20 protein-coding genes are annotated in these 15895 nt (G+C 36.8%); 11 read left to right on the top strand and 9 right to left on the bottom strand.

Annotation, left to right across the window (positions count from 1 at the left end; all coding sequences use genetic code 11):
* Positions 1 to 17 precede the first annotated feature (17 nt).
* The 6 genes from PZ898_RS10305 to PZ898_RS10280 all read left to right on the top strand — a co-directional run bounded on the left by PZ898_RS10305 (position 18) and on the right by PZ898_RS10280 (position 5877).
* Entirely contained in the window at positions 18 to 593 is a 576-nt protein-coding gene (locus tag PZ898_RS10305; RefSeq protein ID WP_034698933.1) for a TerD family protein, read from the top strand.
* A gap of 27 nt (positions 594 to 620) precedes the next feature.
* Complete coding sequence (locus tag PZ898_RS10300) at positions 621 to 1298, top strand: TerD family protein (RefSeq protein ID WP_277695447.1); 678 nt, start codon at positions 621 to 623, stop codon at positions 1296 to 1298.
* 86 nt (positions 1299 to 1384) lie between these two features.
* Positions 1385 to 2023 (top strand): VWA domain-containing protein, encoded by a 639-nt coding sequence (locus tag PZ898_RS10295; RefSeq protein ID WP_062673861.1) that lies wholly within the window; start codon positions 1385 to 1387, stop codon positions 2021 to 2023.
* Between the two features lie 17 nt (positions 2024 to 2040).
* A complete protein-coding gene (locus tag PZ898_RS10290) occupies positions 2041 to 3084 on the top strand; it encodes a TerY-C metal binding domain-containing protein (RefSeq protein ID WP_277695446.1) in 1044 nt (347 codons plus the stop codon).
* Complete coding sequence (locus tag PZ898_RS10285) at positions 3084 to 4361, top strand: PP2C family serine/threonine-protein phosphatase (RefSeq protein WP_277695445.1); 1278 nt, start codon at positions 3084 to 3086, stop codon at positions 4359 to 4361. The genes PZ898_RS10290 and PZ898_RS10285 overlap by 1 nt, the downstream gene beginning before the upstream one ends.
* A gap of 4 nt (positions 4362 to 4365) precedes the next feature.
* Complete coding sequence (locus PZ898_RS10280; protein ID WP_277695444.1) at positions 4366 to 5877, top strand: kinase; 1512 nt, start codon at positions 4366 to 4368, stop codon at positions 5875 to 5877.
* Between the two features lie 177 nt (positions 5878 to 6054).
* On the opposite strand, the gene PZ898_RS10275 is transcribed toward PZ898_RS10280, so the two are convergent.
* The 7 genes from PZ898_RS10275 to PZ898_RS10245 all read right to left on the bottom strand — a co-directional run bounded on the left by PZ898_RS10275 (position 6055) and on the right by PZ898_RS10245 (position 11518).
* Positions 6055 to 6495: a GNAT family N-acetyltransferase gene (locus PZ898_RS10275; protein WP_277695443.1), complete on the bottom strand. Its 441-nt coding sequence runs from the start codon at positions 6493 to 6495 to the stop codon at positions 6055 to 6057.
* Positions 6496 to 6513: 18 nt separating this feature from the next.
* Positions 6514 to 7035, bottom strand: a complete 522-nt coding sequence (locus PZ898_RS10270; protein WP_277695442.1) for a 3'-5' exoribonuclease — start codon at positions 7033 to 7035, stop codon at positions 6514 to 6516.
* Positions 7036 to 7248: 213 nt separating this feature from the next.
* Positions 7249 to 8448 carry a tyrosine--tRNA ligase gene (gene tyrS / locus PZ898_RS10265; RefSeq protein ID WP_277695441.1) on the bottom strand — a complete coding sequence of 400 codons (1200 nt, stop codon included), beginning with the start codon at positions 8446 to 8448 and terminating at the stop codon, positions 7249 to 7251.
* A gap of 481 nt (positions 8449 to 8929) precedes the next feature.
* Positions 8930 to 9520: an NAD(P)H-dependent oxidoreductase gene (locus PZ898_RS10260; protein ID WP_277695440.1), complete on the bottom strand. Its 591-nt coding sequence runs from the start codon at positions 9518 to 9520 to the stop codon at positions 8930 to 8932.
* 75 nt (positions 9521 to 9595) lie between these two features.
* Positions 9596 to 10414 carry a helix-turn-helix domain-containing protein gene (locus PZ898_RS10255; RefSeq protein ID WP_277695439.1) on the bottom strand — a complete coding sequence of 273 codons (819 nt, stop codon included), beginning with the start codon at positions 10412 to 10414 and terminating at the stop codon, positions 9596 to 9598.
* A gap of 11 nt (positions 10415 to 10425) precedes the next feature.
* A complete protein-coding gene (locus tag PZ898_RS10250; protein ID WP_062673880.1) occupies positions 10426 to 10920 on the bottom strand; it encodes a GNAT family N-acetyltransferase in 495 nt (164 codons plus the stop codon).
* Positions 10898 to 11518: a TetR/AcrR family transcriptional regulator gene (locus PZ898_RS10245; RefSeq protein WP_062673882.1), complete on the bottom strand. Its 621-nt coding sequence runs from the start codon at positions 11516 to 11518 to the stop codon at positions 10898 to 10900. The genes PZ898_RS10250 and PZ898_RS10245 overlap by 23 nt, the downstream gene beginning before the upstream one ends.
* A 99-nt stretch (positions 11519 to 11617) precedes the next feature.
* On the opposite strand from PZ898_RS10245, the gene PZ898_RS10240 reads away from it, so the two are divergent.
* From PZ898_RS10240 to PZ898_RS10225, 4 genes are all read left to right on the top strand, one after another.
* Positions 11618 to 11752, top strand: a complete 135-nt coding sequence (locus PZ898_RS10240) for a hypothetical protein (protein ID WP_262486814.1) — start codon at positions 11618 to 11620, stop codon at positions 11750 to 11752.
* Positions 11752 to 12126 (top strand): hypothetical protein, encoded by a 375-nt coding sequence (locus PZ898_RS10235; RefSeq protein WP_123279255.1) that lies wholly within the window; start codon positions 11752 to 11754, stop codon positions 12124 to 12126. The genes PZ898_RS10240 and PZ898_RS10235 overlap by 1 nt, the downstream gene beginning before the upstream one ends.
* Before the next feature lie 205 nt (positions 12127 to 12331).
* Positions 12332 to 12907 (top strand): Crp/Fnr family transcriptional regulator, encoded by a 576-nt coding sequence (locus tag PZ898_RS10230; protein WP_277695438.1) that lies wholly within the window; start codon positions 12332 to 12334, stop codon positions 12905 to 12907.
* A 59-nt stretch (positions 12908 to 12966) separates the two neighbouring features.
* Positions 12967 to 13986, top strand: a complete 1020-nt coding sequence (locus tag PZ898_RS10225) for an NAD-dependent epimerase/dehydratase family protein (protein WP_062673886.1) — start codon at positions 12967 to 12969, stop codon at positions 13984 to 13986.
* Positions 13987 to 14000: 14 nt separating this feature from the next.
* Here the strand turns inward: PZ898_RS10225 and PZ898_RS10220 are convergent, their stop codons facing one another.
* Positions 14001 to 14624 carry a hypothetical protein gene (locus tag PZ898_RS10220; RefSeq protein ID WP_062673888.1) on the bottom strand — a complete coding sequence of 208 codons (624 nt, stop codon included), beginning with the start codon at positions 14622 to 14624 and terminating at the stop codon, positions 14001 to 14003.
* A gap of 93 nt (positions 14625 to 14717) precedes the next feature.
* Entirely contained in the window at positions 14718 to 15098 is a 381-nt protein-coding gene (locus PZ898_RS10215) for a VOC family protein (protein WP_277695437.1), read from the bottom strand.
* Positions 15099 to 15303: 205 nt separating this feature from the next.
* On the opposite strand from PZ898_RS10215, the gene PZ898_RS10210 reads away from it, so the two are divergent.
* Positions 15304 to 15867 carry a TetR/AcrR family transcriptional regulator gene (locus tag PZ898_RS10210; RefSeq protein WP_062673890.1) on the top strand — a complete coding sequence of 188 codons (564 nt, stop codon included), beginning with the start codon at positions 15304 to 15306 and terminating at the stop codon, positions 15865 to 15867.
* The last annotated feature ends 28 nt before the right edge of the window (positions 15868 to 15895 follow it).

Below are 15895 nucleotides of genomic sequence, written 5' to 3'. Positions count from 1 at the left end.
TCATAATATAAAACACTATGGCAATTAATCTACAGAAAGGACAAAAGATCGAGATAGGATTGACGAAAATGACGATTGGATTAGGCTGGGATCCGAATGAAGGAACCGGCTACGATTTTGACCTGGATGCTTCTGCAATCATGATTGATTCTGACAGAAAATTAGTAAGCGAAGAATACTTCGTTTTTTACAATAACCTGAATTCTCCGGATGGAGCACTTACCCATACAGGAGATGATCCGAGTGGTAAAAACAGTGATGGTGACGATGATGAAGCGATCATTATAGACCTTGATAAAGTAGATTCAAGAGTAGAAGAGATCCTTTTTGTGGTCACCATAGAAGATTTTGAAAGAAGAAGACAGAATTTCGGACAGGTAAGAAACTCCTATATCAGAGTAGTAGATAACCATTCCAACCAGGAAATTGCAAAATACGAACTGGATGAGGATTTCTCTATCGAAACAGGAGTAGAGTTCGGAAGACTGTACAAAAGAAACGGAAGCTGGAAATTTGAAGCTTCAGGGATAGGATACAGAGCAGATTTAGGCTTCTTCCTTGAAAAATACTACAAAGGGCAAATCATCAAATAAATCATCAAATACACAAAAACTATAACTATGGCAATTAATTTACAGAAAGGACAAACGATAGATTTAAGAAAGAATGACCGCGGAGAAAACGTTTATGATCTTTCAAAAGTAACCATCGGTCTAGGATGGGATGTAAGAAAACAAAGCAGTGGATTCTTCGGTAAACTGTTCAGCAAGGAAGCAGAATATGATCTTGATGCTGTAGCCTTTCTTTTGGATGGCAACGGAAAAGTAGCTAATCTTGGAAGAACGGTGCAGACCAATGACGGAAGACAGATGGGGCTTTATCAGGGAGATGTGGTTTTCTTCAATTCTATGCAGCACCCAAGCGGAAATGTATGGCTTACCGGAGATAACAGAACCGGAGCTGGAGATGGCGATGATGAGCAGATCATTGTAAGACTGGATCAGCTGGATCAGAGCTATCAGAAGATTGTGTTCATTGTTACCATTTATCAGGGAAGAACCAATAACCAGCACTTCGGAATGATCGAAAATGCATTTATCCGTGCGGTAGATGCTTCAGGAAAAGAAATTACAAAATACAGCCTTTCCGGCGATTCAAGCATGAATGGTAAATGTGCAATGGTTTTTGCAGAAGCCTACCGTCACAATGGCGACTGGAAATTCCGCGCTGTAGGAGAGCCTCATAATACAGATAATTTTATCGATATTCTGAGACAGCAATACGCTTATTCGAACTAGATTTTCAATTTTTTTCAACTCATATAAAAGCCGGCTTGGAAGTCTCCGACTCCCTCCGCCGGCTTCAGAATTAATACTTGTCTATAATGAGCAGGAGATTATTAGCTTATTTTTTATTGGATACTTCAGGGTCTATGAACGGAGAACCTATTCAGGCACTGAACAATGGTTTCAACGGTCTTATCAGTATGCTTCGCGCGGATCCGCAGGCGATGGACAGCCTGCATTTAAGTGTCATTACCTTTGATAGAGAGGTTAAGAATATTATACCCTTAACAGATCTGGCAAGTTTTTATCCAATGGAGATTACTTGTCCGGATAGTGGCCCTACGCATACAGGAGCTGCTTTGGAAATGGTTTCTGAACTGGTTCAGAGAGAAATTGTAAAAGAATCGGCCGATGCAAAAGGAGACTGGCAGCCATTACTGTTTATATTTACGGATGGAAAACCTTCGGATATTCAGAAGTACAGGCAGATGATCCCTGTGATCAGAGGGATGGAATTTGGGGCTATCGTAGGATGTGCAGCAGGCCCGAAAGCAGATGAGCAGTTTTTGAAAGAACTGACCGATCATGTAGTAAAACTGGATACTACAGACGCGATTACTCTTTCTTCCTTTTTCAAATGGGTGAGCTCTTCCATTACACAGGGAGGACAATCTCAGAATACGGGAGAAAATATGACATTACCTCCGCCACCATCGGAGCTTACTATTATTATTTAAAATATTGTCTTTACACCATGAGAAGACTGCCTATTTATTTTTTAGTAGATATCTCCGAATCTATGGTAGGAGAGCCTATAGAGCAGGTACAGGAAGGTATCGCCAATATCATCAGGGAATTAAAAAAAGATCCGTATTCACTGGAAACGGTTTACATTTCTGTGATAGGTTTTGCAGGAGAAGCGGAAGTGATTACTCCCATGCAGGATATTATCAGTTTTTATCCGCCAAAAATCCCAATCGGAAGTGGAACATCGCTTTCCCAGGGATTAATCAAAGTAATGGATTGTATCGACAAGGATATTGTGAAAACAACGTATGAAAAAAAAGGCGACTGGAAACCTATAGTGTTCCTTTTTACAGACGGAGTTCCCACTGATGATGCCACCAAAGCCATTGAAAGATGGAATACCAAATACAATGGAAAATCTAACACTATTGCCGTTTCTATTGGAGAAAATACCAATTATAAACTTCTCGGTTCTCTGGCAGACCATGTTTTACTGTTCAATAATTCTGATGAGAATTCTTACAAAGAGTTTTTCAAATGGGTAACGGATTCTATTAAAACAACCAGCCAGAGTGTCACAGAAGCAAAAAAAGAAGGAATTAATTTGTCTAAAATTGATTCCATTATTCTGGAGAAAGTAGATCCTGAAATGGAACAGAGATTTCCTGATAATAATTTTGTAGTATTGAATGGAAAATGCCAGGAAACGGAAAAGCTTTATCTGATGAAATTCAAAAAAACATTTGCAGAATCAAGCATACCGGGAATGGCTACAAGATATTACAGACTGGACGGAGCGTATAAAATTGATGAAAAAGCCTACTACAGACTTTCTTCCAATCAGAAAACTCATCTTAAAATCAATATCGAAGAACTGGACGGAGGAACTTCATGCCCTCACTGTGCCAATCCCATTGCGCTGGCTACCTGCTCGTGTGGAGGAATTCATTGCCTGAGGGGAGAAGGATACAGTAAATGTCCGTGGTGTGGAACTTCCGATTATTATGGATTTTCCGGAGGAGGATTTGACATTAACAGAACGTTGGGCTAATGATGGGGAAATTTTTCAGGAAATCAGCTGATGAATCCAAACCAAAAAGTATGGAACAGGCTCTTATTTATAAAGAAAAGGAAGAATTCAAAGACGTTCATTGGGTATTGAAAAATGCCAGTGCCAAACAGTTCTATGAGTTCAGTCTCGAGATGGAAGAGTTTCCCAACATCAGGATTCAGAATATCGGAAACCTGGAAGAAACAGGACTTAGTTTTGAAAATGATACTATTTCAGGAATTCCGTTAAAGAATAATATGTACCATCTGGATGTTCGGTTTTATCACACTCATGATCAGAATCAAATTGAAATAAAAAAAATCCAACTGTTTGTCAACGCAGATCCTAAAGATTTGTGGAGAAATATTCCTAGCGATACCAATGCTGCTTTTTATAAATCGGAAGAAGACTCATACAAAGGTTCTTTTTCAGACAAAAAAATTGTTGTAGTCTCCAAAAGAGGACGTTCTCACGCTCATGAAGGTAAATTTCGTGAAGACGATTTTGCCGTAAATACGCTTCCCAACGGCTGGAATATTATTTCTGTTTCAGATGGAGCGGGCTCTGCCTCAGCTGCCAGAGAAGGTTCAAGGCTGGCAACTACAACGATCAACCATTTTTTTAACTCACAGGAGATTTTAAACCAGATTGAAAATAACATCAATGTTTTATATATCAATCAGTTCCCTGATAAAGAACAATTGAAAGCCAAGCAGGATACCATCAATATCTTATCGGAAAGTGTCTTGCATGTTTATCACACATTAGAAAAAAAAGCGGCAGAAAATGCCCTTTCTGTGAATGATCTGCACACTACACTTATTTTTACTTTGCTTAAGAAATTCAGTTTCGGATATGTGATTCTGAGCTTTGGAGTGGGTGACTGTCCGATCAATCTGATTAATACAGACTTTTCTGAAGTAAAATTGTTAAACCGAATGGATGTGGGAGAGTTTGGTGGTGGCACTCGTTTTATCACCATGAAAGAAATTTTTAATGATAAAATGGCTTCCCGTTTCCAAATTACCTGTGTAGAAGATTTTTCCTATCTCGTGCTGATGACAGATGGTATTTATGATCCTAAATTTACTACAGAAAATAAACTGGAAGATGTAGAAAGCTGGAAAGCACTTTTTGAAGACCTTGCCGGAAATAATGATGACCGGACGAAAGCAGATTTTATTAACGATGAAAAAATCGATGAAGAGCTTTTAATTTGGAGCGATTTCTGGAGCAGAGGAAATCATGATGACCGTACATTGGCCATAATCTATTAATACCATGAAAAAAACTATTAAAGTTGTCTCTGTTCTGGATACAGCCAAATCCTATGAATACGTAGATGAAAACCCTATCCGGGGCGGAGTGAAAGATGTTTATTTTTCGCCTGATAAAGACTATGTAGTCGCTTTCTACCGAAATCCGCTGGATGAAGGACAGAAAGAAAGAATCATGAGGATTGTTTCTACCTATCTGCAAAGTATACGGAATGGAAATGCTTCTGAATATTTTCTGAATGAAATATTCAGATGGCCTTATGATATTGTTGAAAGAAATAGACTAACGGGAATTGTAGTTCCTGTTTATCACGATAAATTTTATTTTGCCAAAGGCTATATTGGCTCAGATAATATCCAGGGACAGGATAAAGTGGGGAAGTGGTTTACCGCTCCCATGTTCAGGAATCAGCAGTATCCGTTGAGACTTGATCAGTCAGAATTGGGAGATTGGCTGAGCTATTTCCAGATTGCTGTCAATATCAGCCGAGGAGTGAAAAAGCTGCATCAGATGGGACTGGCACACTCCGATTTGTCTTATAACAATATTCTGGTAGATCCCGTTACAAAATCTGCCTGTATTATCGATATTGACGGTCTTGTGGTTCCCAAACTCTTTCCACCGGAAGTCATAGGAACCGCCGACTTTATTGCACCCGAAGTTCTGAAAACACAACATTTAAAACTTCAGGATCCGAATAGGCATTTACCCAATCAAAAAACAGATCTGCATGCACTTGCCGTTCTGATTTATATGTATCTTTTGAGAAGACATCCGCTGCGTGGAGGAAAAATCTGGGATCTGGATTCCGAAAAGGACGAAATTTTATCCATGGGAGAAAAAGCCATGTTTATAGAACATCCGGAAAATAATTCCAACCATGTGAAGTCGGATCATCTCAGAAAGTGGGATGCATTCTGGGGAGATCCTCAAAAGATTCCGTACACCGTTACAGGTCCATATATTTCAGAATTGTTCAGAAAAACATTCATTGACGGTTTGCATGATCCTATCAGACGTCCCACGGCCAATGAATGGGAAGCCGCATTATTGAAAACCGTAGATTTGATCCAGCCTTGCCAGAATTCCGGCTGTATAGAAAAATGGTATGTCTTTGATAATAGCAGCAATCCAAAATGTCCGTTCTGCGGAACACCTCATCAGGGAACATTACCCGTTTTAGACTTATATTTTAAATTTGATGATGAGGTATGGAAACCGGAAAATCACAGGCTCATGGTTTATCATAATCAGTATCTGTTCAAATGGCATGTTTCCAGGAAAGTGATACGTAACGAAAATCTGACGATGGAGGATAAAATGCCTGTGGGATATTTTACATTCCATCACGAAAAATGGGTATTGGTGAATCAGGGATTATCCGGTATGAAAGATGTCACAGAACAGAAAGAAATTCCACCAGGTTCTATGGTAGAACTCATTGATGGTAAAAAAATACTGCTTTCCTCAGAAGAAGGCGGAAGATTGATCTATGTAACGATGGCAAACCAGTAAAGACTAACGGATAATCAAGGCTTGTTTCCGGAGTGTCATTCTGAATGGAATGAAATGTAATGAAGAATCTCACAGATGATTGTGGCCATTTGTGCTCATTTATTTGTGAGATTTGTGTTTAAATCATTTAAATCAAAGGAAACATTCAACGGCTATAGCAAAACTTTAAAAAAACATTTACTGTCTTTCCGTTTCCATAAAATAAGAATACTGATCCTCGTCCACAATTCTAAATCCAAGACTTTGATAAAGATACTGTGCTTTATTGGTTTTTAAAACACTTAATGAAACCGTTTTTCCAGCTAATGAAGCTTCTTCTAAAATATCTGACAAGATCTTTTTTCCAAGTCCTTTGCCCTGTTGGCTTGGATCAATCTGAAGCTGTAAAACCTCGATATTGGTAAACGTTCTGTCTACTTTTAATAGTCCAATGGGCTGATCATGTAAAAAAATAATATTAGCTTTTTCAAACTGATACAAAACTCTTTGCAGGGTTGTTTCTCTGTCAGTAGAAAGTCCTGAAGTTTCATAGTGCGGATTCATGGTTTTCATTCTGAGATTGAGAAGAAAATCAATGTCAGTTTCATCAGCTTGTTTATAATGCAGTTCAGGATTCATAGTCAAAGATTAGAGTTCTTACTTTAATGCAATTTTTAGTCCCATTTCTTCTTTCATGTACAGCAAAACTTCGGCATTTCCTCTGGCGTCGTCTACCGGATTGTGCGTGTGTTCCGTTTTGCGGAGATGTTTCCATTGGGCAAAAGTATCTTTTTCCAGCCCGCAGTACAGATCAGAAAGTCTTCTGGAAGAAAAGCCAAAAGGATTTCTTCCGATAAAATGATGAAAATACCAGCAGATAAACATCCAGTCGAAACCATTATTGTCACTTATGAAAATAGGTCTGCCTTTGGAATGAGTGGTAATCCAGTCTTCAAAGGCCAGCATTACTTTCTCAGGATCATCAAAATTCATTGTTTCTTCCCTGCTGAATCCGGAAACTGCTAAAGCATCTGGGGTGAACTTCTCAGAAACAGGCTTTAATTTTCCATAAAAAGTAGTGTCCAGTTCTTCATTTACGAGTACCGCTCCGAAACAGACCATTGAAAAATCTCCGGGAATCGGACCGTCCGACTCTATGTCAACCATAATGTAGCTCATTGGAAATAGTTTTTAACAGGACGAAGATATTGAAATAAGCTGAGAGATGGAAGATGGAAGCGGAAGGAAAGGAAGCTGGAAGTTATTTTTGTGTAGTAAAGAACTCTTTTGTCTTTTAAATTAAAATGCTCTTTTAAAAAATATCCCAATCAAAAACCTCCATAAGTTCATCGTCTTAAAGATCCTCCATTTCCTATCCTCCATCTTCCAGCCTTATACTATCTCAAAAAAGCCCCTTCTCCCAATTTTTATTTTAGTTTGAGGGGTGAGTTGCATTTCTTCATTTGAGTCTGTTATTCTAAGGGTATTGATCTGAACTCCTCCATTCTCTATTAATCTCCTGATCGCCGATTTGCTGAGGTCATTTTTAAGTTGATGACACAGTTCAACGAGAGAGATTCTGTTCCCCGTACTTTTCAGTGAATCAATAGCCACAGGTTCATACACTTTCTCTTCAAAATTTTTATTCTGAAATTGGTTGATAAAAAACTGTTCTGCATTTTCTGCTGAAGCAGGATCGTGGTATTGACTGATAATATTTTTAGCAATCAGCTTCTTGATATTCATTGGATTTTCCCCTTCTTGTATGCTGGAAAGAAGCATGTTTTTTTCTTCTATAGAAAAATCTGTAGTCAGATTGATAAATTCTTCAATCAAAGCATCCGGAATAGACATGGTTTTTCCAAACATTTCATTAGGTTCGTCCGTCAATCCGATAATATTGTTCAGGGATTTGCTCATTTTTTCCTTTCCGTCAAGCCCTCTCAGCAATGGCATACACATGACAATCTGAGCAGGCATTTGATGTACTTCCTGAAGCTGTCTTCCCATGGTACAGTTGAATAGCTGATCCGTGCCACCCATTTCAATATCACACTCTATTTTTACAGAATCAAAACCCTGAAGAATCGGGTAAACCAGTTCATGCATGGCAATAGGTGTATTTTCTGTGAATCTTTTATTGAAATCATTGCGGTGCATCAATTGAGCCACGGTCACTTTTGAAAGCAGTTGGATGACTTCAGAAAAATCAAGAGCATCCAGCCAGTCAGAATTGAAAACAATCTTTGTCTTCTGTACATCAATGACCTTGGAAAGCTGATTGATATAAGTCTGGGCATTATGCTGCACATCTTCAGCACTTAAAGGTTTTCTGGCTTTATTTTTTCCGGTGGGATCGCCAATTCTTGCCGTAAAGCTTCCAACGACAATAATGATATGATGGCCCAGATCCTGAAACTGTTTCAGTTTTTTTAAGACTACAGCGTGTCCCAGATGCAGATCCGGAGCGGTGGGATCAAATCCCAGTTTGATGGAAAGTTTTCTGTTTTCCTTTTCGGCTTGAGCCAGTTTTTCTTCCAAACCGTTTTCAGGCAGGATGATAGCCACATTTTCTTGTAATGGATGAATCATGTTTGAATAGTTTTAAAATGAAAAAAGCCCGGACAGGTACTGTCCGGGCTTCTATATAAACGTTAGATTATTTTATTGGATTACAGATATAGAAAGTCTTCCCGAACGATAGCCCGGTGTATAATATTCACTGAAGAATGGAAGACGTAATATACTGTTCAGATGTTTCATTATAAGGTAAATATACAGGAATTTCCTGAAGATCCAATATTTAAACCATTAAGACGCATTGTAGGGTTATAACAAGATTTGTTTTAAAAGAAAAACTTAACCATCCATCAATCTTAATGGCTTAAAATAATGGTTCAAAACAATTTTACTTGCGATTTTTGAAGCTAATTTCATGCCATAAATTCCTTAAAAATAAAATACAAGATAAAGATGTAAAAACTGTATTTTATTATTTTCTTTGTTACCTGATAAGAAGTCTGTAAAATAGGGCTTATTCTCTGTTTTTCTATCGTTGTTTTCATGAAAAAAATTAATAGTTAAGAACATTTTTATAGTATAAATTTTTAATCTGACCTTTCCAGATTTTCAGATTTTCAGGAGAAGCTTTATCTGCTTTATCAAAAAAGAAATGTCTGATAATTTCAAGCCCGGAATAGACAAAAATACCATTGTCAGAAGTTAAAGTAAGGGCTTTATCCATGCCTGTTTTTTCATATTCTTCATGAGATTTTCCATGGGTATTGATGATAACGGTTTTTTTGCCTTTCAGAAGACCTTTCTGTATGCCCTGGTCATATCGGTAAGCAAAACCATAACTGAACACACGGTCTATATATCCTTTCATCATTGCGGGAAGACCGGTCCACCAGATAGGATAAATAAAAGTAATTTGTTCTGCCCACGAAATATGATCCTGTTCGGTTTTTACATCATCTGATAGTTTTCCCATCCGTTGTCCCTGCATATCATTCAAAGAAAGAACAGGATTGAAACCGATGTCGTAAAGATCTCTCACGATAATTTCCTCGTTGTGAGATTGAAGGGTTTCAATAACAGTGTTTAGAAGATGATGATTTAAGCTGTTTTCATTAGGATGCGCGTAAATAATTAAATGTCTCATTGTTTTGATTGTTAAGATTAATGAGACAAAATTAGCGGAGTGCTCTTTTTAAAAATTGTAAGAAAACGAAACGGACTATTTAGATTTTGGATTACAGATTTCCTGTTGAAATTTTAAATACTGAGCGGGAGAAATGTTGATAAAATGCTTGAAATCATGGATGAGCTGGCTTTGATCATAATAACCGCATTCATCAATAATGGTAAACCATTTGACCTGATTTTGTTTTTCAGTCTCTTTTTCGATGAGTTGTATTGCTTTTAAAAAACGGTTGTAGCGGGCAAGCTCTTTTAAAGAATAGCCAAACTGTTCTTTTTGTTTCCGTTGGATATTTCTTTCCGTCTGATGGGTTTGCTCTGCAATGACTTTTATGGGATTTAAAAGATCGTTTTCAAAACTGCTCAAAAGCTGGCTGGTGATATCCCGATCCTGGAGATAAGGCTTACAGAATTCAAGAATATGATTCACCTGTTGGGTGACTGAATCTAATCTGGTAAGCTGATGCCAAAGGTCTGTAAAGCAGTTTTCTTCCAGCAATTCATCCGGATGTCTTACCGATTGTTCAATGGATATTTTTCCGAAGAATCTGAAAAAAGCATCATCTTTAAAATTAACAACCAAAATAGAGCAGCCAGCGGGAAGTGTATATTCAAAGGCTTGTCTTACAGGCCCGAAAACCATACATTTATCAACACTTATGATGGTCTTTTCCCGGGTGGACATCGTTGCATTTTCTTCAAAACAAAATAACAAAATCGTCTGATAAGTGGGTAAAAGCGTTTTGGTAATGGAGGATTCAGAAGTATTTGCAGCAAAGTAAAAATGAGTAAATATGTTTTCAAATTCCTTTGGAACTGAAATTCTATACTCGTTATATTCTGAACGTAATTCCATAATCCTGAAAGTTAAGAGATGAGATTTTTTACCATTTTATAGTTGGTCATAGCAATTCCTTTTACATGAACAGTCTGTTCCTGAACCACATGAAAACCTCTTTTTTTAAAAAAAGGTCTGGCCGTTTTACTGACATCAGCTGTAATTTTTTTTTCATTATTCAGCAAAGCTTCCTTTTCAATGTGACGATAAAGCAGGGTTGCAATTCCTCTATGCTGACAATCTTTGTGTACAAAGAGCAGATCAATATAATTTCCCTGGTCGAGCGTACAGAAACCTGCTATTTTAGTCTCTGTAACAGCTACAACAACGTATTGATCTTTGATTACCTTCATCCATCTTTCTTCATTCTCGGCACCGGATTTCCAGGCTTCGAGCTGTTGTAGATTATAGTCTTTTTTGCACACCTCATCTATTGTTGCCGTAAACAGCTGCAACATTGCCGGGAGATCATCGTAAACTCCTTTTCTAAGGATGATGTGATTATCTGATGTATTGCTGTTCATAAAGTTTTTGCTGTTCTTTATTGAGAAGTGGGTAGAAAAGATTCATCTGCAGAAGGGTATAATGCTGAATAGCCTCATTCGGATTAAGTTTCAAAATAAGTCTGTTATGGGTAAGCCAGTTGTCGGCAATGATGAAAATCTGCTCAACAAGACCATCTATAATAAAATGAGGTACATCTTTCAAAAATATATTGTTCTTCTGAAGATCTGAAAAGATCAGTTGAAATTCCTCTTTTCTGCTGAAATTAATCCCTTCATAATTGGCTTTGATGTCAGGATTACGATTCAGAATATCTATAAAATTGATAAATATAAAGCGGTAAGAATAAAAAATTTCACAGGTAGAATAGGTAAACTGATAAAGATCTTCCAGACTTTTATTTTCCTTTTTTTTCATCTGGTTCAGTAGCTCATCCATTTCCAGGGTAAGCTCTGAGAATAGGATTGTAATGATGTCTTCAGAATGTTTGAAATGGTAGTGCAGATTTCCTGCACTGATGTGAAGTTCGGCAGCAATATGCCTTGTGGTAATATTGTTGTACCCTTTCTCATTAAATAATTCCAGTGCTTTAGACAGAATTTTATCCTTGGTCTTCATAACCCAAAGATAAGAATATCAGAGTGGATATAAATCATATTTTTAAAATTAGAACAATTGTTCTAATTTAATATCTTTGCAGTATCAAATCTTATGACAATGGAAGGTAAATCAAAATTCAATGATGAGTTGGCAGAAAGTACTGATCAAGAAACCCAAACAGATCCCGGGGAAGTTATATCAAAAATACTGCAGGTTATTCTTGGAGTAATAATGGCTGTTTTGCATATGTGATGAATAAACGAATTTCCTTTTGGTTCCTACTGGGACTGGCAACATGGGGAATTATTATTCTGCTGAGAACAAACAGAATTGTTATTCCCGTTATCAATGACCATTTTACAGATTGTATTACAATTCCCATGTATTGTTATCTGATAGAACATATCATGAATGGAATTCTCGGTTATCAATGGAAACCTGATTTGAAGTTTGTATTGACCTCAGTGCTGTATCTCTCTTTTTTGTTTGAAGTGATCTGTCCCAAACTATCAACTCATTTTACCGGAGATTTTTTTGATGTGCTGGCTTATGTTGCAGGAGGAGTAGGGTACTATCTTTTTGCAGTAAAGCAGATACATAAAAAAGCCAGCAGTTCTGCATCGTAAAAGGAGACTGCCGGCTGTGTTATAGTTTTTATCCTGGTTCAATAATTATTTTTACTGCATTTGGAGTAGCAGTTTTCTTTCGGTTATGTATTAAAGACAATTATTGAATGCAAGATGTTACATGGATAGGTGACTATTTTTTAAACTTGTAATTATTGAAATTTTCTTTTGGTATTTTTGTATAGGATTAAAAATATTCACTTCAATGCACGACAAGCTTTTACAATATATGTGTTCTGGTCATGATTTTACCCTGGAAGAAACTGAAGCGGTCAGGAAATATTTTGAGCCTGTAACATTTTCAAAAAATACAATAATAGAAGAGGCCGGGAAAATCCCCGAATACCTTTACTATATCATTGAAGGTTATATTAGGCTTTTTTATATGGATGAGAATGGAAATGAAGTGACTACGCATATCAATTGTCCACCGGGATTTTTTACATCTTATTCAGATTTTACCAGCCAGACCCTTTCTGAAAATACTATAGAATCCATCACTAATTCTGAGCTTTTAAGAATTTCCAAAGAAAACCTGGACCAGCTGATCAGCCAAAGCCAGGCTATGAAAGATTTCAGTATTTCGGTTTTTCAGCAGTCGATTACCTATAACGAAAAACGTTCCAGAGAATTATCTGTTTTGAATGCTGAACAACGATATTTGAAACTGATGAATGATTATCCCGAAATTATTCAGAATGTTCCTATTCAGTATATCGCCTCATTTTTAGGAATGAAACCGGAAAGTCTAAGCAGAATCCGGAGAAAAATAATTAACTAACAAAAGTCAAGTGGTTCCGGTTTCTGGAAAATGAACTTTGCAAGATTAAAATTTATGCAATGACAAAAAATAATCTAAGCCTTGTTTCAGGAGCCAATGGACATCTGGGAAACAATTTAGTCAGATTCTTACTAAAACAAGGGCTTCCGGTACGGGCAGCTGTAAGAAATACAGAGAACAGAAAACCTTTTGAAGGATTGGATTGTGAGCTGGTGCAAGCCGATATTACTGATAAGACCTCTTTTTTAAAAGCACTTCAGGGAGTAGAAACATTTTACGCGGTAGGGGCTTCTTTTAAATTATGGGCTAAAGATCCAAAAAAAGAAATCTATGACGTGAATATCAAAGGTACCCGAAATACCATCGAAGCAGCGGCAGAAGCAGGTGTAAAAAAAATAGTGTACGTAAGTTCTATTGCAGCACTTAATTATACCCACTTGCCTACAAAAGAAAGTAAAGGTTATAATCCAGATCGTAGAGATATGTATTATAATTCTAAGAATGACGGGGAGAAGTTGGCTTTTGAGCTGGCTTCAAAACTGGGAATAGAACTGGTTTCAGTGATGCCTTCTGCGATGATTGGAAGTAAGGCATTTTTACCATTAAATGTTTCCTACGGAGTTCTCAAATTAATTTTGAATAGAAAAATTCCGGTAGATACTAAAATTACCCTGAACTGGATTGATGTAAAAGATGTTGCGGAAGGATGCTATCTGGCAGCTGAAAAAGGACGCTCCGGTGAACGTTATATTCTTGCCAATGAAAAATGCATGACAATCACGGATACCACCATTCTTGCCAATACCCTTTATCCGGAGCTGAAACTGAGTATTCCACGTGCCGTTCCCAAAGGGATCCTGTTTACGATTGCTGGTATCATGGAATTGACCGCAAAGCTGAGCAGAAAGCCACCGGTACTTACCCGAAAAGATATTGCAATGTTTTCAGGATTACAGCAGGATTTTGATATTTCCAAAGCCAGAAATGAACTGGGATTCAATCCCAAAAGCCCTGAACAGGCTGTGAGGGAAGCATTAGATTACCTTATGAAAAACCCTGAAATGTTGATAGAGGCGTGAAAAGCCTCTTTTTTTTATTGATTTTCCAGTTTAATAATAGAACCTTTATAAAACTTGGTCAGATCATAGAGATCATTAAAATAGTGCTGAAGATCCGGAATGATGTTGGGATCAAAATCTTTCACCCCGCATTGGTCTTCTGCCAGAAGGTATAAAGACTGGTTATCCGGTTTCAGATATTCACAAAGGATATTATCAGGATGCTGTTTTCTGTTGATCATTTCTGTCAGAAAAATTCCGTAGATCAGAAACTGATTGAAATTTTTAGAATCCACAATATAATTCATGTCCTGTTTCAGCAGTTTTTCATAGTCCGAAAGAATCTGAAGAAAATTCTCAGCATGAACATTTGTTGGAATTTCATAAAAAAGATCTATACCATTGATGAAAAGCTGTGTTTTGGTCTCCTCATGATCTGAAGAATAGACTTTATGAAACCATTGAAAAATAAGCAGAAGTTCTTCCTGTGTAAGTTCTTCTACAGAATCCTTGATTTTTTCTTTAATGGTTTCAAGGGTGTTTTTCGCTTCAGGCTGAAGAAATTTCAGAATATTTTCTTCTTCACGGCTCAACTTATTGTACAAATTAATTTTGGCAATAGTTGGATTGGTCTTGATGAAATAAAGTTCTTCCGCCATAGTTCTTTACCCAGTTGGATTTCAAATGGTTGTTTAAATATACAAAATATGCAGTAATTCTGTTAAAAAAATAATATGCAATAAATGGGATGGCTATTTTACGGTTTCATGCAGTGCGATTCTGTTTCCTTCCGGGTCTTCAAACTCTGCTACAGCAAACCCATATTTTTCGTCAATTCTTTTAGGATAAAGAACCGAACCACCATGGTGAACGGCTTGTTCCAATGTTCTGTCAATATTTTCTGTTTTAAAATAGATAATGACTCCGTTTTTAGAAGGTTTGTAGACATCTCCTTTGGCTAAAGCTCCCGTAATACCACCGTTTTTTTCTTCAAAAGGAAAGAAAGCCATTTCATAGCTGTCTATAATTTCTTTTTCAAAACTAAAGTTGAAAACTTCAGAATAAAACTTTTCAGCACGTTTAAGATCATTCACAGGAATTTCAAAGTAGACAACAGGATTGGTAGGTTTCATATTTTTTGCAGGATTGGTTTTGTTTGGCTGACTGCAAGATACGCCTATTAGCAATAAAAAGGTCAAAAAAAGGACAGCAGTTTCATGATTTCATATTTTAAACAGAGCGGATGATTTACTGGATCTAAAATAAAGTTTTTTATCTTAATTTTAAAAATAGATAGACTTCTCTATTTTTTTGTCTACATTTGTAAAAATTTTCATTATGAAAAAGGAAAAAGTACGCGAAAGAATTATCAGGGTTGCTTCAGATTTATTTTATAAACAGGGGTATAATTCTACGGGAATCAATCAGATTATTGCTGAGGCTGATATTGCGATTGGCTCTTTGTACAATCATTTTTCATCTAAAAATGATCTTCTTCAGGCTTATCTTATCAAAGAAGAATTGGATTGGTTCGAAGGATTTGAAAACAGCACATCCAAAATTTCAGACCCGAAAGAAAAGATTCTTGCACTTATTGATTACAGAAAAAAGCTACAGCAGACTTCAAAATTTGCAGGATGTCATTTCATTAAAATTGTTTCTGAAATAGGAGAAGGCAATCCTTCCGTTTCAGCTTTTGCCAAACAGCATAAAGAAAAGCAAAAAGATTTGATCAAAACCCTTGTCAATGAATGTGCAGCAAAAGGTCAAATAGCTGATCCTGATTTAATAGCCGAAAGTATTTTCCTTTTAATAGAAGGAGCGGTTGTCACCTCTACCATCAACAGACAAAATGATTCTTTTGCTAAGGTAAAAAAAATGACACAGGGTTTATTATCTTGATTTTTTTTGATTATTTAAAAATAGATAT

Source organism: Chryseobacterium sp. WX (genome assembly GCF_029542485.1).
GTDB lineage: Bacteria > Bacteroidota > Bacteroidia > Flavobacteriales > Weeksellaceae > Chryseobacterium > Chryseobacterium cucumeris.
The sequence above is the reverse complement of the archived record's forward strand: the minus strand, read 5'-3'. Positions and strand labels throughout refer to the sequence as shown.